Annotated in this window: 20 protein-coding genes and 2 pseudogenes; 12 read left to right on the top strand and 10 right to left on the bottom strand. The window is 57.2% G+C overall.

What is annotated here, in order from left to right:
* The first annotated feature begins 162 nt into the window (after positions 1 to 162).
* The 8 genes from ACP7B1_RS14085 (at position 163) to ACP7B1_RS14050 (ending at position 8,001) form a co-directional block, all read left to right on the top strand.
* Complete coding sequence (locus tag ACP7B1_RS14085; RefSeq protein ID WP_426137028.1) at positions 163 to 915, top strand: FadR/GntR family transcriptional regulator; 753 nt, start codon at positions 163 to 165, stop codon at positions 913 to 915.
* Positions 916 to 1,014: 99 nt separating this feature from the next.
* Positions 1,015 to 1,980: a substrate-binding domain-containing protein gene (locus ACP7B1_RS14080; RefSeq protein WP_426137027.1), complete on the top strand. Its 966-nt coding sequence runs from the start codon at positions 1,015 to 1,017 to the stop codon at positions 1,978 to 1,980.
* A gap of 63 nt (positions 1,981 to 2,043) precedes the next feature.
* Positions 2,044 to 3,579: a sugar ABC transporter ATP-binding protein gene (locus ACP7B1_RS14075; protein ID WP_426137026.1), complete on the top strand. Its 1,536-nt coding sequence runs from the start codon at positions 2,044 to 2,046 to the stop codon at positions 3,577 to 3,579.
* On the top strand, positions 3,576 to 4,568 hold the full coding sequence (locus ACP7B1_RS14070; RefSeq protein ID WP_426137025.1) for an ABC transporter permease: 993 nt from the start codon (positions 3,576 to 3,578) through the stop codon (positions 4,566 to 4,568). The genes ACP7B1_RS14075 and ACP7B1_RS14070 overlap by 4 nt, the downstream gene beginning before the upstream one ends.
* Positions 4,569 to 4,586: 18 nt before the next feature.
* Positions 4,587 to 5,372 carry an SDR family NAD(P)-dependent oxidoreductase gene (locus ACP7B1_RS14065; protein ID WP_426137024.1) on the top strand — a complete coding sequence of 262 codons (786 nt, stop codon included), beginning with the start codon at positions 4,587 to 4,589 and terminating at the stop codon, positions 5,370 to 5,372.
* A complete protein-coding gene (locus tag ACP7B1_RS14060) occupies positions 5,372 to 6,502 on the top strand; it encodes a mannonate dehydratase (RefSeq protein ID WP_426137023.1) in 1,131 nt (376 codons plus the stop codon). The genes ACP7B1_RS14065 and ACP7B1_RS14060 overlap by 1 nt, the downstream gene beginning before the upstream one ends.
* A gap of 7 nt (positions 6,503 to 6,509) precedes the next feature.
* Positions 6,510 to 7,529 carry a hypothetical protein gene (locus ACP7B1_RS14055; RefSeq protein ID WP_403183525.1) on the top strand — a complete coding sequence of 340 codons (1,020 nt, stop codon included), beginning with the start codon at positions 6,510 to 6,512 and terminating at the stop codon, positions 7,527 to 7,529.
* Between the two features lie 28 nt (positions 7,530 to 7,557).
* The gene (locus ACP7B1_RS14050) at positions 7,558 to 8,001 is read left to right on the top strand and encodes an NAD(P)H-dependent oxidoreductase (RefSeq protein WP_403183521.1); all 444 of its coding nucleotides are present in this window, start codon (positions 7,558 to 7,560) and stop codon (positions 7,999 to 8,001) included.
* Positions 8,002 to 8,117: 116 nt separating this feature from the next.
* Here ACP7B1_RS14050 and ACP7B1_RS14045 read toward each other — a convergent pair.
* Positions 8,118 to 8,216 (bottom strand): annotated as a pseudogene (locus tag ACP7B1_RS14045) (hypothetical protein); the annotation flags it as partial.
* A gap of 132 nt (positions 8,217 to 8,348) precedes the next feature.
* Between ACP7B1_RS14045 and ACP7B1_RS14040 the strand changes: the two are divergent.
* A complete protein-coding gene (locus ACP7B1_RS14040) occupies positions 8,349 to 8,771 on the top strand; it encodes a DoxX family protein (RefSeq protein ID WP_403183518.1) in 423 nt (140 codons plus the stop codon).
* Here ACP7B1_RS14040 and ACP7B1_RS14035 read toward each other — a convergent pair.
* Positions 8,762 to 8,857, bottom strand: a pseudogene (locus ACP7B1_RS14035) (IS5/IS1182 family transposase); the annotation flags it as partial. The gene ACP7B1_RS14040 and the pseudogene ACP7B1_RS14035 sit on opposite strands and share 10 nt — an antisense overlap.
* 71 nt (positions 8,858 to 8,928) lie before the next feature.
* Positions 8,929 to 10,905 carry an oleate hydratase gene (locus ACP7B1_RS14030; protein WP_426137022.1) on the bottom strand — a complete coding sequence of 659 codons (1,977 nt, stop codon included), beginning with the start codon at positions 10,903 to 10,905 and terminating at the stop codon, positions 8,929 to 8,931.
* A 540-nt stretch (positions 10,906 to 11,445) separates the two neighbouring features.
* Here ACP7B1_RS14030 and ACP7B1_RS14025 point away from each other — a divergent pair.
* Positions 11,446 to 11,592 (top strand): DUF1127 domain-containing protein, encoded by a 147-nt coding sequence (locus ACP7B1_RS14025; protein WP_091879693.1) that lies wholly within the window; start codon positions 11,446 to 11,448, stop codon positions 11,590 to 11,592.
* Between the two features lie 81 nt (positions 11,593 to 11,673).
* Here ACP7B1_RS14025 and ACP7B1_RS14020 read toward each other — a convergent pair whose 3' ends face one another.
* The 3 genes from ACP7B1_RS14020 to ACP7B1_RS14010 form a co-directional block, all read right to left on the bottom strand.
* Positions 11,674 to 11,964 (bottom strand): hypothetical protein, encoded by a 291-nt coding sequence (locus ACP7B1_RS14020; protein WP_426137021.1) that lies wholly within the window; start codon positions 11,962 to 11,964, stop codon positions 11,674 to 11,676.
* A 109-nt stretch (positions 11,965 to 12,073) separates the two neighbouring features.
* Positions 12,074 to 13,144, bottom strand: coding sequence for a GlxA family transcriptional regulator (locus ACP7B1_RS14015; RefSeq protein ID WP_426137020.1), 1,071 nt, complete (start codon positions 13,142 to 13,144; stop codon positions 12,074 to 12,076).
* Positions 13,141 to 15,564, bottom strand: coding sequence for a GcvT family protein (locus ACP7B1_RS14010; RefSeq protein ID WP_426137019.1), 2,424 nt, complete (start codon positions 15,562 to 15,564; stop codon positions 13,141 to 13,143). Before ACP7B1_RS14010 ends, ACP7B1_RS14015 begins: the two co-directional genes overlap by 4 nt.
* A gap of 84 nt (positions 15,565 to 15,648) precedes the next feature.
* Between ACP7B1_RS14010 and ACP7B1_RS14005 the strand changes: the two genes are divergently transcribed.
* The gene (locus tag ACP7B1_RS14005; RefSeq protein ID WP_426137018.1) at positions 15,649 to 15,927 is read left to right on the top strand and encodes a hypothetical protein; all 279 of its coding nucleotides are present in this window, start codon (positions 15,649 to 15,651) and stop codon (positions 15,925 to 15,927) included.
* Positions 15,928 to 15,986: 59 nt separating this feature from the next.
* Positions 15,987 to 16,838 (top strand): DUF6500 family protein, encoded by an 852-nt coding sequence (locus ACP7B1_RS14000; RefSeq protein WP_426137017.1) that lies wholly within the window; start codon positions 15,987 to 15,989, stop codon positions 16,836 to 16,838.
* Between the two features lie 68 nt (positions 16,839 to 16,906).
* On the opposite strand, the gene ACP7B1_RS13995 is transcribed toward ACP7B1_RS14000, so the two are convergent.
* The 4 genes from ACP7B1_RS13995 to ACP7B1_RS13980 form a co-directional block, all read right to left on the bottom strand.
* Positions 16,907 to 17,593, bottom strand: a complete 687-nt coding sequence (locus ACP7B1_RS13995) for a DUF4405 domain-containing protein (RefSeq protein WP_426137016.1) — start codon at positions 17,591 to 17,593, stop codon at positions 16,907 to 16,909.
* Between the two features lie 5 nt (positions 17,594 to 17,598).
* Entirely contained in the window at positions 17,599 to 18,084 is a 486-nt protein-coding gene (locus ACP7B1_RS13990; protein ID WP_426137015.1) for a cytochrome P460 family protein, read from the bottom strand.
* A gap of 71 nt (positions 18,085 to 18,155) precedes the next feature.
* Positions 18,156 to 19,217, bottom strand: a complete 1,062-nt coding sequence (locus ACP7B1_RS13985) for an alpha/beta hydrolase (RefSeq protein ID WP_426137044.1) — start codon at positions 19,215 to 19,217, stop codon at positions 18,156 to 18,158.
* 311 nt (positions 19,218 to 19,528) lie between these two features.
* Positions 19,529 to 20,422: a LysR family transcriptional regulator gene (locus tag ACP7B1_RS13980; RefSeq protein ID WP_403183494.1), complete on the bottom strand. Its 894-nt coding sequence runs from the start codon at positions 20,420 to 20,422 to the stop codon at positions 19,529 to 19,531.
* Positions 20,423 to 20,528: the final 106 nt, after the last annotated feature.

Genomic DNA, 20,528 nt, shown 5'->3' with positions numbered 1-20,528 from the left:
CCTGCAATAGCATCTGTGTATCAATCCGTTCGGAGTCGGATAACCCATAATTTCGTGAAAACTTGAAGAAAATGGGTGAATTTGTCAAATTTCACAACCATGGCCTTGACTAATTTTCATATCTGGACCAACAAATAAGAACTTGCATCGGAGGAGATGCCTTTGAACAACTCGATAGTGAACGACGCCCGCGCAGATGCCGGGGCCGCCGACGGGGAGAAAACCTCTGCGGTCGACAGGCTGGTCAAGCAGATCCGGGATATGATTGCGGAACGAAGCCTGGGTATCGGCGATGCCTTGCCCACGGAGCGTGATCTGGGTGAACTGTTTCAGGCGGGGCGCAACACCGTACGCGAAGCGCTTCAGGTGCTGCGGGCCTATGGGCTGATTGAGACCCGCCCGAAAGTCGGCGCTGTCATCAGCGACGGCCATGGCGAAGCTATCCGTCGGCTTTTTGCCTTTCACAACGGCATATCGCCCGATTCCTTCCGCGACCTGCAGGGGTTTCGCCGGATCGTGGAGACCGGCGTCGGCGATCATATCATTCTCAACGCCACCAGCGCGGATTTTGACCGCCTGGCTACGGCAAACGCCCGAATTCTGACTGCGCAGAACGACAGGGAGGCCGCCCGGTACGATTATGAGTTTCACGAGGGTATTGTCGAGCTTTCAGGCAACCGGACGACACTCGCAGCCTATCGCATGATGCGTTCGGTCATCGAGGAGGTCATGCGCCTGGGCAAGGCAGAGCGACCCATCCAGTCGGCGACCTATGAAACCCACAACGAGATCATCGACGCGTTGAGAGCACGCGACCGGATTGCCTACACCTATCTGATGAGCCGTCATCTGGAGTTCGGCCTCAAATTTGTCGGTGAACCGTCCGCAGACAAGAAGGCAACGACGCCGGCATGAATGCTCCGGCAGCATCGTCCAGTGATGGTGCGCTAGAACCGGACCTTTTACCCGCTGGTCCGGCAGTATCAATAAGGGTAAAATGGGAGGAAACCTGACATGTTAAATACAAAGCGCCACGTCCTTGCGGCAGCTGCTCTCTTGGTCGGACTTGGCTTAGCGCCCGGCTCTGCCTTTGCGGGTGGCAAGGCCATCGCTGGAATCGTCTTCCAGCAGGACCAGTATTTCCGCGGCATACAGATCGGCATGGAAAAGGCCGCCAAGGCCGCTGGTGATGAACTTCTGGCCGGTAACAGCGACAGCAAGCTCGAGAAGGAAGCCCAGCTGATCAACACCTACATTGCACGCGGCGTGGGCTCCATCGTGGTGGCACCCCTGTCGGCCGACGCTTCCGTCCCGGCCCTCAAGAAGGCGCGCGATGCCGGCATCGTTGTTGTCACCTATGGCACCTCGGCCAATGGCGATGTGGCACAGGCCAGCGTGACGAGCTCGGATCGCGACATCGGCATTGGCACAGGAAAGGCCGCCGCCGAATTCATCAAAACTATCGGCAAGGGACAAAAGATCAAGGCTGGTCTGCTCGCGTTCAAGGCGCTCCTGCCGGAGCAGTCAAATGCGCGCGTTGAAGGCTTCCTCAGCCAGGTCTCTGACCAGATTGACATCGTTTCGCAGCAGGATGCCTGGCTCGCCGAAAAAGCCCTTGCCGTTGCCAGTGACATGCTGACCGCCAATCCCGATATCCGCATCATTTATGCCGCCAATGAAGGCGGCACGATTGGCGCCGTCCAGGCCGTGAAAAAGGCAGGGCTTGAAGGCAAGGTTTTTGTCTTCGGTACCGATGGGTCCGAACAGCTGGCCAATATGCTTCTCAACGCGGACAACGTGCTTCAGGCCACGACGGCGCAGCAGCCGCTCGAAGTGGGCCGCCAGGCGGTCGAGGCAGCGCAAAATCTCCTGCAAGGCAAGGCGGTCGAGGCCAAGGTCAGCGTGCCTGTCCTGCCTCTCACCCGGGTCAACGCCGCGGGTGTCGCCACCTATAAGGAAGGCCTGAAGGCACTCAAGTGAAATCGTCTGGCAGGGCTCCAATCGCCCTGCCAGCCTTTCGCCGAGATCAACCGGAAATTGCCGATGATACACTCCACACCCCATGCAGGCAGCGCTGTCGGGCAGCTGGCGCTTCAATCCGTGACGAAGCGCTATGGTACGACCGTAGCCCTGTCAGAGTTCACGCACATTTTCACGCCCGGCCGTGTCCACGCGCTGATGGGCAAGAACGGATCAGGCAAATCAACACTGATCAAACTGCTTGCCGGGGTTGTCGATCCCACGACCGGCACGATCAATGTCAACGGCAAGGACCAGACATTCACCTCGCCACATGATGCCTTCGATGCCGGGATCGTCACCATCCATCAGGAATTGTCGCTCATTCCTGAACTCTCGGTGGGTGAGAACATCTTCCTTGGCCGATTGCCCCACATGCGCCGGGCCGGGCTGCGCATGGTCGACTGGAAAGGCCTGCACCAGCAGGCAACAGCCCTGCTTTCCGATATGGGGCTTACGATCGACTCCCGCAAACCGGTTTCGGAACTCAGCGTCGGGCAGCAACAGGTTGTCGAAATCGTCAAGGCAATGTCCTTCAATCCTTCGATCCTGTTGCTGGATGAACCAACATCAGCCCTTGCCTCAAAGGAGGTCAAACAGCTCTTTGCCCTGATCGACCGGTTGCGCGCGCGTGGCGTTACGATGATTTACATCACACATCGTATGAGCGAGCTGTTCGAGATTGCAGATACCTGCACCGTGATCCGCGACGGCCACTATATCGGCTCTGTCGAAATGCGCTCGACAACGCCTTCCGAGATCATCGGCATGATGTTCGGCGATGCGGCCCGAACAACCCGCCCGCCGCGTAAGGCAGTCAATCGCGACAACCCATTGCTGGAAGTGCGCAATCTCAGCCGCTCCGGCCATTTTCACGACGTATCATTCGATCTGCATCGCGGCGAAATCCTTGGAATTGCGGGCGTGCTGGGTTCGGGACGAACCGAACTCATGCGCGCAATTTTTGGTGCCGATCAGGCCGATAGCGGGACAGTCAAGCTCGACGGCCGTGCCATGGCGGGCGCAAGCCCGCGCGAGATGCGCGCCGCCGGTCTTGGCTATACCCCTGAAAACCGCAAGGAGGTCGGACTTGTCCAATCCCTGTCGACGGCTGACAACCTCTGCATGGCCAGCCTTGGACCCATCGCACGCAAGGGTTTCATTTCGCGGCGGCGCGAGCAGCCGCATATCGCGCGGCAGATCGCGGACCTGACCATCAAATGTGGTGATCCGGAATTGCCCGTATCGTCACTGTCCGGCGGCAATCAGCAGAAAGTGGTGATTGGCAAATGGCTCAATACCAGTCCCTCCGTCATGTTCTTCGATGAACCGAGCCGCGGCGTCGACGTGCAGGCCAAGCGCCAGATCTTTGACATCATATGGCAGAAGGCCGCCGAGGGGCTTGCAAGCATCTTCGTATCGACAGAACTCGAAGAGGTGTTGGAAGTGTCCGACCGCATTCTCGTTCTGCATCACGGCTCCGTGGTGGCGGAAGTGGACCCCACCCAACTCGATCTTACTCAACTCTACCGTCTGTGCATGGAAGGGGTTTCCCAATGACAATCGTTACACAGGCTGCGGAACACAGCCGACAAAGTGCACCCCTACGTTTCCTCAAGGCCTATCCCATGGAGATAATCCTGGCAGGCGTTGTGGTCTTTCTCATTCTGATGGCACCGGGCTTTGCCTCGGTCGCCAATCTTCTGAATGTGCTGCGGACGGTTGCCATGCTCGGCATTATCGCCTTCGGCATGACAGCGGTTATCATATCTGGCGAAATCGATCTTTCGGTCGGTGCAGGCGCTGCCTTGGCGGGCTGCATCGTGGCCTGGTTCGCAGATAGATTTGCCGATGCGATCGGCGGTTGGAATGCCGTCATCCTCGGCTTCCTTGTGGCGCTCGGTGTAGGCTTTAGCCTCGGGTATCTCACCGGTAAATTCCGTCAATGGTTCAATGTGCCAACCTTCATCACCACGCTTGCCCTGTTTGCGGCACTGCGCGGGATCGCCAATCTCATCACCGGCGGCTTTCCGCTGTCTACATTCCCCGACGGCTTTGATTTCCTTGGCGGCGGTTATCTCTTCGGCATCCCCTTCCCGGTCTACATTCTGGCGATCACCTTTGCCGGGATGCATTTCCTGATGAAGTACACAAGCTTCGGCCGCGAGGTCTATGCGGTTGGCGGCAATATGGAAGCTGCACGGCTTTCCGGCATCAACATCTGGAAAGTCAAAGCCTTGACCCTCGGTTTGACAGGTGCACTGACGGCGATCTCCGGAACGCTCATCGCATCGCAGATCGGTGCTGGAACGGGGACCACGGCCACGGGCATGGAGCTTGATGTTATCGCGGCTGTTATCATCGGTGGAACGTCACTCTTTGGCGGCAAAGGGCGCATCTGGGGAACCCTGATCGGGGTGTTGTTCCTTGGCTGCATTTCAAACGGCATGACGCTCATGAACGTCAGCGAATATTGGCAATACGTCGTGCGTGGCGGGATCATCCTCGGCGCTGTTCTTCTCAATCAGGTGCTGGAGCGCGTGCGTTAAATGGGACTGGAAATGGATATGACAGAATTTTCGGGAAAGACGGCGCTGGTCACCGGTACCTCCGGCATCGGTCTTGCCTCCGCCATCAGGCTTGCATCCGCAGGCGCGCGGGTGCTGGCCTGCGGCAACGACAGGGCGGCCAACGCCGCATTCGACCGGATTGCGCAAGAGCGCAACCTGCCGATGGCCGCGCGGCTGACCGACATATCGGTGGAAGAGGAGGTGAAAGCTGCCGTCGCGGATGCCGTCTCGCGGCATGGCGGTCTCGACATCATCGTCAATGCTGCCGCCGTTCACCCGTTCGGCACCGTGCTGGACACAAGTTTCGAGACGTGGAGCAGGTGCCTCGGCGTCAATGTCGGCTCCATCTATCTGACTGGCCGTTTCGGCATACCGGAACTGGTCAAACGCGGTGGCGGAGCAATCGTCAACATTTCCTCGGTGCAGGGACATGCATGCCAGCAGAGCGTGGCCGCTTACGTCGCATCCAAAGGAGCCATTCACGCGCTGACCCGCGCCATGGCGCTCGATCATGCGGGTGCCAAGGTCCGGGTGAATTCGGTCAGTCCCGGCTCCGTCCGCACACCTCTTCTGTCGCTTGCTGCCCGCACCTATGGCGGCGAAGGCGTGAGCGAGGAGGAAGCCTTTGCCCGCTTCGGGGCAGCCCATCCCATCGGCCGCATCGGTGAACCGGAGGAAGTTGCTGAACTCGTGGCCTACCTCGCCTCTGATCGGGCGAGCTTCATCACCGGGTCGGACTTCCGCATTGATGGCGGGCTGACGGCCGGTATCGGTGTCCGCTGATGAAACAGGAAACGAAGATGAAAATCGGCCTTGGCCTCTACCGTGAACAGCTCACGCCGGACAATTACCGGTTTGCGCTGCAAGCTGGTGCAACCCACATTGTGGCGCATCTGACCAATTACTTCGCCGGAAAGGACCCCAAGATCGACAGCGGGACCGACGGTGGCTGGGGTGATTGTTCCGGGGACCGCCTGTGGACCTATGAAGAGCTGTCGTCCCTGGTGCGGGATGTACGCGCCGCCGGTCTGGAACTTGCGGCCATCGAGAATTTCTCGCCGCGCTTCTGGCACGATATTCTTCTTGATGGACCAGCACGCGCCACGCAGATCGAGGCGCTGAAACAATTGATCCGCGATGCCGGGCGTGCCGGTGTGCCGTGTATCGGCTATAATTTCTCGCTCGCGGGCGTCTATGGCTGGACGCGCGGTCCTTACGCGCGCGGCAATGCCGAATCCGTAGGCTTCGGTGTCGACCCGGCAGCAGCGCCCGATCCGAATGCACCCATTCCCGATGGCATGGTCTGGAACATGCGCTACCGCAACGGCGTAGAAGGCGCCCGGCCGGCATCCGCCAGCAACGCGGAGATCTGGGATCGCCTTGCACGCTTCCTGCGGGAACTCGTGCCCGTTGCCGAGGAAGCGGGGGTGGTGCTCGCCGCGCATCCGGATGATCCACCCGCTGAGGAATTGCGTGGCACGGCACGGCTTGTCAACCGTCCGGAAAAGTATGATCGGCTGATGGCGCTCGTCGACTCCCCATCCAATGGGTTGGAGTTGTGCCTTGGCTCACTCCAGGAAATGCCCGGCGGCGATATCTACGACCATGTACGCCGGTTTGCTCGTTCCGGCCGGATCGGTTACATCCATTTCCGCAATGTGAGGGGCAAGATGCCGCGTTACGTAGAAACCTTCGTGGATGAAGGTGATATCGACATGGCCGAGATCGTCCGTATCCTGCGCGATGAAAATTATCAGGGTGTGATGATCCCCGACCACACGCCCGCCATGGCGTGCTCGGCATCCTGGCATGCCGGAAAGGCCTTTGCTCTGGGCTATATGCGTGCACTGGTGCAAAACGCCGATGCCCTGGGGTCCTCCCGCTCCGTTACCCACGATATGGCTGCGGAATAGCCTGCGGATGAGCGTTACGCCAACGACGAGACGGGCATTGGCCTGGGCCCATGGCTGCCTGAGCGTACAGTCGCTGGGCGCAATGCTCGGGCCCGTCCTTTTCATGCTGCCGGATGGGCGACAGATCAGTCCTTTCCATATCGCGCCATGGGGAAATGATCCGGATCGCCATATTCTCCCCCCGATCCTGCGGGAACTTCGGGGAGAATGGCCTTGCGTACCATTCGGCAGCGATGGCCGGCGCACGCTGCCCATTGGCTGGAATGCGACAGGCGAGACGGTCAACGGAGCCGACGTGCCGCACGGTCACAGCTCGAACGCCCATTGGGACTGGGGTGATTGTGATGACAGTCGGATCATGCTGCAATGCGAGTACCCCGCCGAACATCCGGTCAGCTCGGTGCGGCGCTGCATCACACCGGATCCGGCTGCAACTGCTATTGACATCACGCTGGAAGTCCAGGTTCGAAGGACATGCAACCTTCCGATAGGCCTGCATCCCACATTCCGGCTTTCACCACGAACCGGTTCTGTCGAGATCGAACCGGGAATTCACGGCGCGGTCCGCAGCTTTCCCGGCGACGTGGAACCGGGCGCGACGCTGTTTGCTAAGGACGCGAGCTGGCCCGCCCTGCAAGGCGTGACGACCAGAGAGGGCAAACCGGTTGATGCCGCCCGCGTGCCGTTTGCGGGCCAGGCCGAGGATCTGCTGCAACTCACCGATATCGGCGGCTCGCTAGCCCTTCACTACCGCGATGAGGGCTTTCGCGTGCAATTGCACTGGCAAAAGGAGCATTTTCCCAGTGTCCTGCTCTGGTACAGCAACCGGGGCCGCCGCGCTTATCCATGGAACGGGAACCATCTCGCCCTCGGCGTCGAGCCAGTCTGCGCCGCCTTTGATCTTGGTCCCGGCATTTCGGCCGCATCCAATCCGATTAACCGCGCAGGCACTGCAACGTCGATCACGTTTCATCCAGACGATGCTTTTATTACCCGGTATAGAATATCGGTCGAAGCAACCTGTTGAACCATATCTGTTGCATCAATGCCGTTGAATGAATGCCCGCTCCATCACTGTTTATGTTTGGAGTGAGGAGGATTCTTTTGTTCTGTCTACCAACCATTTTCCTGAACCGATCCCTGAAGAAATGAAACCTTTACCTCAGCGGCTGCAAGTAGTGCCCGACAAGATCCATCACATGGACTATTCTCGTCAGTGCCCATTGAAATTCAAGAGGGCTACTGTGCTTATGGCTTCCGGGGGCGTTTACACCGAAGGTTCCCCAATCCGCGATCGAGACATCGCAACCCAGTATCTGCGCCTGATCCTGAACGTCATCGGTATTACCGATGTGACATTCATTGCGGCAGGTGGAGCAAAGGCAGTTGATTTGGGCGAGATCGGGCGAGATGACTTCCTGGACAAGTTCCAGGGTCAAATCGAGGCTGAGGCTGCCAATGCTGCTTTCGGGTGGGCTCGGCGGCCGCCTGATAACTGACCTGAGGTCGAACACAGTGGATTGCTTCATGCCAAGCGTAATCCAGTCCGCGGCTTCTTTTACTGCAAAAGGGGATTATGAGGTTGAACCACCGTGGCCGTTTGGATGGGATTTTCACGGTCGCCGATTTCGCCGCGCTGATGAAAGCTGATGGCACGTTTCAGCGCGTGATGGGCCTTGCCCTTGTTGGGCTGGATCTGGGTGCGGCGTTGCAGATTGGCGTTCAGAATCCAGTTTGAACTGCGTCCGCTCGACGCGACCGGCAAAACAAATTTTCCCAGCCCTGTCGGAATCCCCCTATGTTGGCCGTCCTTGCAGCATCAACCGCTTCAACCCGGAGGTTCATCATGGAAAACGCTCAAACGGTCTGGCAGACTGCCGCCATTCTCATTGCCCGAATTATCTTCGCCGCTGTCTTTTTGATGGCTGTCTCCTTCAAATTCATGGATATGGGTGCGACGGCAAGCTACATCGCCGCCGCCGGCTTCCCGTTCCCGCTGTTTCTGGCCTGGTGCGCAGCGATCCTCGAAATGCTGCTGGTCATTGCCTTCCTGACCGGCGCCGTTTTCACTCCGGCGGCGATGGTCGCGGCCGTTTATGTTATCTTCCTCGGATTTACATTCCACGGCCCGTCGCACTGGGCCAGCAACCAGGCCGAATTCGGCTTCTTCGTCGACCATTTCACTTTTGTAGCCGGTTTGTTCTTTGCTGCCGTGCACGGGCCCGGGAGCGTGCTTGCCCTCGGAGCGGGCTGGCAAGGCAGGGTCTGAGCGCCGAGCTTGTCATAGCGTGTGGCGACGCTCCGGAAGTGCTTCAGCTTGGAGAAAAACCGCTAGATCGGATTGCGCTTACGGTAAGCCTCCTGCTGCAATCCTTGAAAAGAGAGCCGCGCTGAAATCGGCTGTTTAACGCGTCATCTGGCGAACCCTAATTCTTGTTTGTGGTGAAGTTTTCTCGCATCTTTTCCAGCCAAGCGAACACAGTGCCGAGCGCCTGGTTGCCCTTGCCGAGAAGCCCCGTCAGTTCGCCTTCGGCCGTCCCGCGCTTGGCGGCGTCGGGTTCGGGCAGCGGCGGCAGGATGTGGGCATAATAGGTCTTGTCCAGCAGACGATGCAGCAGGCGTTCGCCTGGAAACGGCTCGCCATTGTTCAGCGCCCGGGCACCTTTGAGCAGCGAGCGGATATCGTACTGGGTCGGGCTGATGTCCGGCACCTGTTTTGGCAGGTTCAGAAGCGTATAGACCGCGACCCGCGCGGTGCGGATTGAACTGTCCATTGTGAAGATGATATCGTTTGACGTCTCGACGAATTGGCCCATCAGGCCAAGGTTGGTGCAACCCGCAGGCACAACATGGGGCCGGTCGCCCGCCGCACGCGGCATGAACTGCGCCGTGATATACGGCATCAGCGCAATGCGCGCCTTGGTGTTTGCCACCACATCGTCGAGGTGATCTTCAATGCCGAGATGATAGCAAAGCTCGGCCAGGATCTCACGCCCGGTGCAGGCCGGCATGGTTTTCTTGACGAAGTTGCCCTCCTTGTCCATCAGCAGCGCATAGACCCAGACCACCAGAACATCCTTTGGCTGGGTCGGGAAGTGCGGCTGGCGGTTGCAGGTAAAGCTGAGCACCCAATTGGAATCGGTAAAGGTGATGATCCCTCCGGTCACCGTCTTGCCCGAATAGGGATCGTTGACCGAAAGCTCTTTCAGCTTTTCGACAAAGGGCGACGGTTTGCAGGTGAGCGTCACGGATTCCCACATCGAGCCGTCGACATTGCCATAGAATTTCTCGGGCTTGCCGAAGATGGGCGACTTCCGGGCGAGATTCTTCCACAGTGCCCAATCGCTCGCGTCGCCCGGGTCATGCCTGCCGCGGTCGAGCACCGGGGCGTTGTCTATGTCGCCATAAGCAGTGCCCTCGGTCATCGACCCAGTCAGCGCAAAGACCAGATCCTTGGGGCCAACGGCAATGGTCGTATCGGCGCCGCCCACATGAGCACGGATAGCGGTCACCGTGCGGGCCTCGCCTTCGATGGTCATTTCGAGGTCGTAGGCGCGCGTGTCGAACTGCACCTTCACACCGCGTTCCCGCAGATGCGTTACCAGCGGACGAACAAAACTGTCGAACTGATTGTATTTCGGGAAGATCAGCGCCGACATGTCGGTGAGCCCGTCGATGGCATCGAGGAACCGATGCATGTAGAGCTTCATCTCGAGCAGGCTCTGCCAGTTTTCAAATGCGAACATGGAGCGCCAGAGATACCAGAAGTTGGTTTCGAGGAAGCCCGCGCTGAAATACTGCTCAATGGTGATGTCGTCGAGATCCTCCTTACGCTTCAACATCAGGCGGATCAGTTCCCACTGCTGTGATTTGGAGAGGCCCAGCGTCGAAAAATCACGTATCTGGCCCTGCTTGTGCATGAGCCGGGCCTTGGAGAAGTTCGGGTCATTGTCGTTGACCAACCGATATTCGTCGAGGACGCTATAGCCCTCGGGCAGTTCGAGCGCCTGTACGTCCTGGAACATGTCCCACAGATTATCGTAGTTCCAGTTCATCTCGCGGCCGCCGCGGACGATATAGCCGTCCTCGGGATTGCCCGCGCCGTCGAGCGAGCCTCCCTCGATGTGCATCGTGTCCAATATGGTGATGTCTTCGCCCGCCATGCCGCCATCGCGGATCATGTAAAAGGCCGCGGCAAGACCTGCGATGCCGCTGCCGATGATCCAGGCCTTGCGGCGTTCAGCCGGCCCGGTCAGGACCGGGCGGTTGCGCATATACGCCCCCATCATGTCGGGTGGCGGCAGGCTGTTGCCGGCGCTGTTGTGCCAATAGGCGGCGGTGGCATCGGCCTCGACCGTGAACGTCTTGCCGGATTTGCTGGCGGTGGTGTTCGAGTTGGTCATGGCACCTTTCTCCGTATCGAGTTGAAATTCCAGCTTGAATGCTTTGCGGGATTTATCGGTTTGATGGCGGGTGACGTCAAAAAAGCTTGGTGTAATCTCCAGAATCGAAGGCAGTTACTCCCAGTAAACAATTGATTATGCATTGAAGCAATGGAAGCGTGTTACGGTAACACAACGTTCGAACGCAGCTCCCTCAAGACCTGATCGTCAAGCGCCTCACTGTGGGATTGGCTATCTTGTAACCATATTGAAATTGAAAAGGGATGATTTTTTGTACGTCGGGCCTGCTTATTCATGAACCTCGACTACTGCAAGTTATTTGACGAATGATCAATATGACAACCCCAGCCCAATTCAAAATTTGAAGATGCTTGATCCAATAGATTCATTTCCTTCATGACCATTGCGCCAGATGCATAGGTGGAATGAGGGATTGTGCCTGTTTTAAACCGATTGAAAGGCCTATATCCCAATCATCGAAACGACGCCGGAGCCAAGCAAGGCTGCTGACGTCAGACAACCCTCAGAAAGGGAATTATCATGAACGTAGCACGCTCCTTCAACAATTGGCTCAAGTTCCGTCAGACCGTCACCGAACTTGGCCGCATGTCCAGCCGTGAACTGCAGGATTTGGGTATCGACCGCGCGGATATCCGTAGTGTTGCCCGCGCATCAGTCGCTCGCTAATCACACGAGACTAACGAACCAACAGCCGTTCGACGCCCGCTTTCAACGCGGGCGTTTTTGTGTCGCTCTCATGTGTCTAGGTCAGCGAAATTCTATTCCAACGACAACGCCGACGGCTGCGATCACACGGATGAAGGCAGACATGACGATAACAGCAATTGGCTTGCAAAGAATTCCATCATTGCCGATAGTTGCGGAGGAGTTGGCAACGGCGTCGATCAGAAGTGACGCAAGAATAGTAATGCCGAGCAAGCTCCAGTACGAGGCAAGGAAAGTATGGCGCCTGTGGTGGATTGGAAGCAGCATGCACAGTACGATCAATGGCCCGAAGATATAGATAGTACCTGTCTCAACACTCGCCGCTTCCGACATAATTCACATTTCCTTTCATAACGGCAGTACGCAGGATCGGATTTCATTGCGATGCGATCAGGACCGATATGACAGAATTCTGATAGTTCTCGGGACGTCTATCTCCCGATCAGAGACGAACCTCGTGCGGCCTCAATCCGAATTCATTGCGAAAGCAGTTGGAAAAGTACGACGATGAACTGAACCCGCAGGCCATCGCGACACTGGTGATGGAAAGGTTGGTTGATACCAGCAGTTGCCGTGCCCGGGCGAGCCGAAGTGACAGATAGTACTGTCCCGGTGTTGTGCCGAGATTGCGCTGAAAAAGCCGCTCGATCTGGCGTCTCGATAAGCCGATCTGTTGGGGAATGTCATCGAGAGCGGTGGGCATCTCAATGTTCTGCAGCATGATACGAATAACCTGAATGAGTTTTTCGTTCTTGCCGGTGTACTGCAGTCCCGGCGGAATATACTGATATGCGTCGCCCGCCCGGCCACGATCTGCGATGACGTGCTGACAGACCTTGGCAACGGTTTCCGGACTGCAGCGCCGTTTCAGCAAGTCGATGGCGAGATCGAAAGCCGCGAACTCTCCGGCACAGGTGACAAAGGGGCCATCCTGCATAAACAATGCGTCGTTGACATTCAGTCCATAGAAGGTTTCAGACAGAGCGGGGATCTTGTTCCAATGAATGGTGCATCGGCTGGAATTCAAGAGACCCAACTGAGCGAGGAGCCATGTTGCCGTTCCAAGCGCATAGATCACAATCTTCTGGCGCACGCATAGCCTCAGCAAGGCGCTGACCTCGGACGAACATTGGGCCTCGATACCTTCACCTGCGCACAGCAGCATGAGGTCGGGAACACGGGACATTTCAACGTTCGTGCGTTCAGTGTGAAAGTCACCGTCAACGCCAATGCTGAAGCCGCTGGCGCACTTTACCGGCTGACCATCAATGCTCACGAGCCGCCATCGGAATTGCTCCAGACCGAGCAATGTGTTGGCCACACGCAGGGGCTCGATCATCGAAGACAACGATAATTGCGAGAATCCCGGGAACAGGAGCACGGTAAACACCGTCGGTTTGGTCTGCAGACTGACGACTGTGTGTGCACCTAGCCCAGGATCGATAGCTGTATCATAGGAGAGGCGGTCGAGATGCGTCTTTACCTGCGATGCCTCCCCTGTGTGCTTGTTCATTGCCGTATGCGCTCGCCAGTTGGATCGTAGATGCAGCGTTCGACACGTATTGCCCGGCTACGGCGGCCAAAGGCTTCCACGTCCATCTCGGTGAGAGCCATATCATCGCCGGCAAGATAGCCAAATACCAAGGAAGCTCCGGTCGTGTGGCTGTAGTCACCGCTCGTCGTCATGCCGATACTCCGACCATTGGCGATCATGGCTTCCCCGCCATAGACGGGCAGAGGGTCATCAAGGCGGAAACAAACGAGCTTGCGCTGGATGCCGCGTTCCTGCTGTTTAATCAGCGCGTCCCGCCCGTGAAAGTCGCCTTTCTTCAGGGAAACAGCAAAGCCAAGACCAGCTTCGAATGGTGTGTCATCGGGGGTGATATCTGCTCCCCAATAAAGGTAGCGCTTTTCCATGCGCAGGCTGGAGATCGCCTTGTAGCCGACATTGGCAATGCCGAACTCTGCACCCGCTGTCCGCAGGGTTTCATAGACATAAGACATGTATTCCACGGGGATATGCAGTTCCCAGCCAAGTTCGCCGACATAGGTCACGCGCGCTGCCATCACCGGTGCCCAGCCAATGCGGATATTTCGGCAGGTCATGTACGCAAAGGCTTCGTTGTCGATATCATCCTCGCTCGCCTTGGCGAGCACCTTCCGGGAAAGTGGCCCGCAAAGATTGATGACGCCATAGGCACTTGTCACATCCTGCATCATGACCGAGCGATCTCGCGGCATGTGGCTGCGGATCCAGTTGCCGTCACGCGTGCCAAATCCCGAGCCGGTCACCACATAAAACACATCATCGCGCGGACGCATGATCGTCAGATCAGCCTCGATACCACCACGCTTGTTGAGAAGCTGTGTATAAATGACGGCTCCTGTCCCGCGATCCAGATTGGCAGCGGCAAGCCATTGCAGATAGGCAAATGCACCCGGTCCGGAGATCTCGAACTTTGTAAAGGAGGACTGATCGATGAGTGCAACACCTTCCCTGACTAGGCGGTGTTCACGGCTGATGACCTCGCGGTTGGGTGTACGCTCGAATGTTTCGAGCGGCGGCTTCTGTTGACCAGGCTTGAGAAAATAATTCGGTCGTTCCCAGCCGAACTTTGCGCCGTAAACGGCCCCATGATCGGCAAGGGTTTGATAAAGCGGCGAACGGCGCAGCGGGCGGCAGGCCGAGCGCTCTTCTTCCGGCCAGGCGATCGCATAATATTTTGAATAGGCTTCAATGGCGCTGTCGCGCAGGTAGGCAAGCCCCGTATGCGGTTGGCCAAACCGGCGCAGATCAAATGCCCAGAGGTCCATGCCAGGATCGCCTTCAAGGATCCAGTTGGCTATGGCACGGCCCGCGCCGCCGGAAGCGGCGATGCCAGATGTAAAGCCGCAGGCGATGTAGAAATTATCGAGATTGCCTGCAAGACCCATCACAGGTTCACCGTCAGCCGAGATGGGAATTGGTCCATTGACGACGGTGCGTACGCCAAGCTCACCCAAAATTGGAATGCGGTTGGCAGCGCCTTCAATCACGTCAGAGATACGATCAAGATCATCAGCAAACAGTTCTTGCCCAAAGCTCATAGGCAGCTTGCCAAGTCCATAGGCAGCCCGCGTTTCCTTTTCCCAACCGCCGATGGCCATGGCACCGGGTTCCGGCTTGACGTAGAAATTGGCATCGGGATCGCGCAACGTTGGGAGGTCATCGGGCACAAGGGGGGATTTATCGGTAACGAAATACTCGTGCTCAAGCACTGTTACAGGCAGATCGATACCCGCAAGCTCGCCGCATTGACGAGCCCAGAGGCCTGCAGCGTTGACGACGACATCGCAGCCAATATTGCCGTCCGATGTCTGAACCTCGATGATGCGACGGTCCCGGATCGTAAAACCTGTAACCGTCACACCCTCAACAATGCGTGCCCCGCCTGCCCGGGCGCCTTTTGCATAGGCGTGTGTCAGTGAATAAGGGTCGACGTGCCCGTCCGAGGCAATCCACGTCGCGCCGCGTAAGTCTTTGGTATCGGCGAGCGGAAACAGTCGCTTCACGTCGTCAGGTCCGACAAGCTCCATGTCGAAGCCGTAACTCCTGGCAGCGGTGGCTGCCCGCTTTAATTCTTCCCAGCGTTCGTCGGAGGCTGCCAAGCGCAAACTACCCACATTCTTCCAGCCGACGTCCTGCCCCGTCTCGGCACCAATTTTGGAACAGAGTTCGGCACTGTATTGCATCAGCCGCGTCAGGTTCACCTTGCTGCGCAGTTGGCCCATCAGACCGGCTGCATGCCAGGTCGAGCCAGCGGTGATCACGTTCTTTTCAAGAACGACCACATCCGTCTCGCCTGCTTTGACAAGGTGATAGGCAATGCTGGTGCCGATAGCACCGCCTCCGACAATAACGATGCGGGCATGCGAAGGAATCTTGATGGGCACTGGTCAGCTCCAACGGTTGAGCATGAAATAATGCCACATTAAGTCACATTATGCAAAGTATAACAACATAAAAAGGGTTGGGATATGGAAGCATCGGCTATTGTAGCAGGCACTGCCAAGCAGGAGGCAGCCAAGACCCTGATTGGCTGGATCCTGACGCGTAAAGCCATTGAAATGTATAATGTTGGCTACGCTGTGCTTGCGATGCCAAACATCGCAAAACCCGTCAAATATCTCCCTGACAACATTGAACAGAAAATGATCAAAAACGATTTTGAGTGGGCTGCGAACCTTGCCTTCCGACCTTCCTCCAGTGGAGCGTGGCCGATTTTAATGGCTCTGTCGCAAAGTTTTCTTCCTTGATGGTTTGTGTCACAGAGTGATCAGTTGAGATGGGATATCAACGATGGTGGATTTCAAGGGTGTACAGTTCCGCCGCAGCTACCTTCGCGGGGATCGAAGTGCCCCACATTTCTCTATCTGCTGTCGCAAAGATCTGGATATTCAATGGAGAACGTTTCGTGAGAGCCATTCTGCAAAAAAAGATAGTTGAGGTCTGTGATCAAAAGATATCCGAAAAAGGCTCCGGCGTGGGCCTCTCGTTCTATTCGTTTTTTGGCAATAAAAATGATGACCCCGAGCTTCTGATGGAGGCCGCGGAATGGTGGATACGAATCCACCAACTCAACCATTTTGAAAAAGCAATCAAGATACGGGCTTTGGTCATGGATCTTGCCGGGCAGAACCCTCGCACTCGAACAGATGGCATGGATATTGTTAGGGGTGAAAACGGTTTCAGCAATTGTGAAAAAGCTCTGACGCTCGAGGATTTCATTTCGGTAGAACAGGAATTGTCCGTAAAACTTCCCGACGATTTGAAGGCGCATTATATCGATCACAATGGCGGAACACCGGAAAGATCCGTTTGGGTCGATCCGGAAGGGAAATGGGATGATAATGAAGTTCGCGACTTCATCCCGTTTCGCTATAGCGACCGCTTTGGTGACGATCCGGATTTTACTGCTGAGGGACGAACCAAAAGGGAATGGTCAGAACAGCAATTGCCACCCCATCTCATCCAGTTTGCCTTTGATTGGGGCGGGAATTATTATTGCGTCGATCATCGGGACGGCAAGGTTTACTTTTTTGTCCGAGACGTCTGGAGCGACAATCTGACGATCGAGAAAAACTGGATCGTCAACACACGCTACGTGACCACTTCGTTCCAGTCATTCGTCGACAATTTGGCGGCTGGTGGAGCAGACACGCGATAACAATTGCCGTGTTCCCGTTGCCGAGCGCATTAAGGAGCGCCTCGTATGGGCCGAGGGCGCAACCGCGTTTAAGTTGCGTGGCGACGTCTGGCGATCCTCTGGATCAGTATGCGCGTCGTGTGGGCTATCCAGACATGGAGTGCGACGATGGACGCAATGCGAAGAAAGAAGCCGGCAGTCGATTCATTGAAGTCCCATAAATCCATCGATACTCGCATGAGGAGCTTATCGCCTAGCCCCAGATCTGCCGAACTCTGCACGCCATACAGCGCCATGGCAGCAGCGAGCAGTCGCAAGGCGATCGTGCGGCCTCTACCGGAAGTCTTGATGCCGAACAGGGTTCGGGCAGCGTGCATCACAACCGACCAGCGGAAACCGATGTGCAGCGAGACGATAGTCAGAAGCCAATAGGCTGCAGCAGTATGGATCTGCCTGGCGGTAAAGCCGCCATCCAGGGGAAGGAACGCGAACACCAGCCGGGAGATCATAAGGCTGGTCACCACAACAGTTGCGACGACGACCAACAGCACCAGATTGATGCCGCCATATATCAATCCACTCGCTTCGCGCCGGGTGCGCGCGACCGTGCCCCACCAACGTCGATTGAAGACGTTGTGTATCGCGGCGAGCACAAAGACAGCAGAACCCGCCAGCTCATGAACGGTGTTGCCAAGCCAGTAATAGGCGAGGGCCAGCATGAGCAGGCCCACCGCCGCAAAGTCAATCGCCAGTCGCAGAAGGAAGGTAGGGGGCATGACCGTCAGTTCACCGGCGTCCCGTCGAAGGCCTGGATTTCGCTGTGGGTGAACAGGAAATCATTGCCGCTGGCACCTTGATGGCAGGACTGACGGCGGTTGGTGTTCTCAGCCTTGTTGACCGTGCGATCGGCCCAGTACCACTGGAACTGCCAGTTACCCGTGCGCCGGGTGTCGTCATAGTCAGCGCCCCAATTGGCGCCCTTTTCCATGACGAAATACCGGTAAAGCTCGCCATTGCGATAGTCGATCAGGACGAACTGCGCGCCATCGGGCACGGGCTTTCCGGCCTTGATCGTGTCGATTACGTTTTGTGTGGTCTTGATATGGGTGACGGATTCACCACGTTGACGGCCGGTATAATGCACCAGCTTGTCGAGGTTTTCGGGAAATTTGACGCGGTTGGTTTCCGCGTGAACCTGCAAGCCGACAAGAGCGATAGCGCTGAACGCGATGGCGGCTCCGGTCGCATATGTGAGTAAAGTGTTCATCTCGAGGGTCCTGAATGAAGCCGCAACACTGGGGGAGGGGACAAGGTCGGCTCAGGGGCCGGCCTCGTTCGTTAGCCGCGCGTGCCTTCGAGCGTTCTGTTGAAGAACGGCGCCAGCTTGCCCATCGCGGCGTTGACGTACTCGGGCACCCAATAGGTCTCGATATGTGTCGCGCCTTCGATCTTGAACAGCTCCTTGTCGGTCGTTCCGGTTGCTTTCGCGAATGCGTCTTCGCTCATGTAGAGGCTGTCAGCCTTGCTGCCCGCGATCATGAGCAGGGGCTTGTTGATCAGATCGATCTGGTCCGTTGCGTCGAACCGCGCCAGATCGAGCAGGCTGCTCAGCGTATAGCGCGCAGAGGAGCCAGGATGTGTGTTGGTTTTCTGGTAGTATTCGGTGCCCTGGCGATACATTTCGAACGGCAGCTTGGCAATTTGCTCGTCGGTCAGCGGCGTGGCATTGGCGTAGATGATGTTGCCGGTGGCTTCCTGCGCGCGGGCCTCCGATGCCTGCTGGAGACGCTCCTGAAGACTGCTTAGCTGTGAATCTTCAAAACCGTTGCGGCGCACGCGGCCGGAGTTGAACATGCTCAGCGTGGCGATAGCCTGAAAGCGCTTGTCGGTCTTGGCGGCAGCCAGTGAATAACCACCACCGCCGCAAATACCCAGCAACCCTAGGCGGGAGCCGTCAACGCCGGCATAGTGCGTGATATAGTCCGCCATCCCGTGGATGTCTTCAATGCGGTTGGACGGCTTGTCAACGTTGCGGGGTTCGCCACCGCTGCCACCTTGGTATGCTGCATCTGCCGCAATGGTAACGTAGCCCTGCTCGGCCAAACGCTGAGCGTAAAGCCCCGCGGTCTGTTCCTTGACGCCGCCGTTCGGGTGAGCCACGACAATTGCTGCATAGGATTGGTTGGGGGTGTAGCCGGGCGGGGTATAGACGTTCGCCGCAATGTCCAGTCCGTTCAACTTGTATTTGACCGGATGAATGTTGACTTTGCCGGCTACGTTTTCAGTGATGGCGCCTTCGTAGGTAAGCGTATAGGGGTTTTTCCGGTAATCATCCGCGCGGGCGTCGCCGGCAGCCAGGGCGATGACAGCCGCCACGGTGAGAGGCTTGAGGTCGGTGATATTCAACTCGGTGCTCCTTGTTTGTTCAATTGGTCGCCAGGCCGGGCACCATCGCGTTGAACGCCGCGATCAACGGCTCCGCACCGGCGACGTCAACGGAATTTCTGCCCTTGGGAGACAGGACCGGCCCACACCCTGAAGTGTAGGCTGAGACGGACTGAGCGATTAGTGAGATGAATATGATAGGGTTTATACTTCTAGATCACGAATGATCCGCGGGCGCAGAATTAGTGAGCTTTTACAGATAGATAAAAGCTCAGCGCGGTTCTATGGGCGTCTGTTCACGCTGGTATGAACTAAAGGTGATGGAATTAACCGCGATAGCGCAGGGCATCGATCAGCAGCGAGAATGCGGGTGAAGCAAGGCGCCTGCTGGGGTAGTAGATATGATATCCGGGGAAGGGCGGTGACCAGTCTTCAAGCACCGGAACCAGCTTGCCCTCGCCGATCAGCGGGAGCAGGTAATCGTCTGGCAGGCATGCCAGGCCTAATCCTGCCAGTGCCCCGTCGATGATGATCGGGACGTCATTGCAGACGAACTGGCCGTCGACACGGACATTGAGCGGTTTGCCGTCTTTTTCAAACTCCCAGGCATAGAGACCGCCGACGGTGGTCAGTCTCAGATTGATGCAGCGGTGTTTCGTCAGGTCATGCGGGGTGAGTGGTTTCGGGTGCCGTTCAAAATAATCTGGAGAGCCGACAACAAGCATGCGCATTTCCGGCCCGATTTTCAGCGCGATCATGTCCTTTTCGATATGTTCTCCGAGCCGGACCCCTGCGTCGAAACGCTCATTAACTAGATCAACCAGCCGGTTCTCTACCGAGATCTCGACGTTAATATCGGGATAGGACTGCATCAGACGCGTTACGGCGGGCATGAGAATGGACACCGCAGCATGGCGGATGGCAGTGATGCGTATCGTGCCGCCCGGCGCGTGCCGCATGGCGCCAAGTGCGTCCATACGCGCGCGGATATCGTTGAATGCGGGCCTGAGCGTTTCGGCAAGCTGTTCTCCGGCCTCGGTCGGGACGACGGTGCGCGTGGTGCGTGTCAGCAGCCGAACGCCCATGCGGTCCTCGAGGCGACGCACCGAGTGGCTGAGGGACGATTGCGAGGTACCCAACAGCGCGGCCGCCCGCGTGAAGCTGCGTTCTTCCGCGACGGTTAGAAAAGCAACGAGGTCACCCAGTTCATCTCGCTTCATTCATGAATCCCCAATATAAGTCCAATTGGTTCTTAGCATCTAGTCGAGCTAATCGGCTAGGAGTAAATTTGCCTCAATGGCCGGCGGCGTCCCGCGCCATGCCCAC

This window comes from Phyllobacterium sp. SL163 (assembly GCF_049896885.1).
In the GTDB taxonomy this organism is placed as follows: domain Bacteria; phylum Pseudomonadota; class Alphaproteobacteria; order Rhizobiales; family Rhizobiaceae; genus Phyllobacterium; species Phyllobacterium calauticae.
The sequence above is the reverse complement of the archived record's forward strand: the minus strand, read 5'-3'. Positions and strand labels throughout refer to the sequence as shown.

Coding starts and splice junctions, on each gene's coding strand:
- ACP7B1_RS14055 (WP_403183525.1), top strand. CDS start 6,510: ATGAGCGTTACGCCAACGACGAGACGGGCATTGGCCTGGGCCCATGGC.
- ACP7B1_RS13980 (WP_403183494.1), bottom strand. CDS start 20,422: ATGAAGCGAGATGAACTGGGTGACCTCGTTGCTTTTCTAACCGTCGCG.
- ACP7B1_RS14015 (WP_426137020.1), bottom strand. CDS start 13,144: ATGAACAAGCACACAGGGGAGGCATCGCAGGTAAAGACGCATCTCGAC.
- ACP7B1_RS14030 (WP_426137022.1), bottom strand. CDS start 10,905: ATGACCAACTCGAACACCACCGCCAGCAAATCCGGCAAGACGTTCACG.
- ACP7B1_RS13990 (WP_426137015.1), bottom strand. CDS start 18,084: ATGAACACTTTACTCACATATGCGACCGGAGCCGCCATCGCGTTCAGC.
- ACP7B1_RS13995 (WP_426137016.1), bottom strand. CDS start 17,593: ATGCCCCCTACCTTCCTTCTGCGACTGGCGATTGACTTTGCGGCGGTG.
- ACP7B1_RS14070 (WP_426137025.1), top strand. CDS start 3,576: ATGACAATCGTTACACAGGCTGCGGAACACAGCCGACAAAGTGCACCC.
- ACP7B1_RS14050 (WP_403183521.1), top strand. CDS start 7,558: ATGAATGCCCGCTCCATCACTGTTTATGTTTGGAGTGAGGAGGATTCT.
- ACP7B1_RS14075 (WP_426137026.1), top strand. CDS start 2,044: ATGATACACTCCACACCCCATGCAGGCAGCGCTGTCGGGCAGCTGGCG.
- ACP7B1_RS14060 (WP_426137023.1), top strand. CDS start 5,372: ATGAAACAGGAAACGAAGATGAAAATCGGCCTTGGCCTCTACCGTGAA.
- ACP7B1_RS14005 (WP_426137018.1), top strand. CDS start 15,649: ATGGAAGCATCGGCTATTGTAGCAGGCACTGCCAAGCAGGAGGCAGCC.
- ACP7B1_RS14025 (WP_091879693.1), top strand. CDS start 11,446: ATGAACGTAGCACGCTCCTTCAACAATTGGCTCAAGTTCCGTCAGACC.
- ACP7B1_RS14040 (WP_403183518.1), top strand. CDS start 8,349: ATGGAAAACGCTCAAACGGTCTGGCAGACTGCCGCCATTCTCATTGCC.
- ACP7B1_RS14065 (WP_426137024.1), top strand. CDS start 4,587: ATGACAGAATTTTCGGGAAAGACGGCGCTGGTCACCGGTACCTCCGGC.
- ACP7B1_RS14080 (WP_426137027.1), top strand. CDS start 1,015: ATGTTAAATACAAAGCGCCACGTCCTTGCGGCAGCTGCTCTCTTGGTC.
- ACP7B1_RS14020 (WP_426137021.1), bottom strand. CDS start 11,964: ATGTCGGAAGCGGCGAGTGTTGAGACAGGTACTATCTATATCTTCGGG.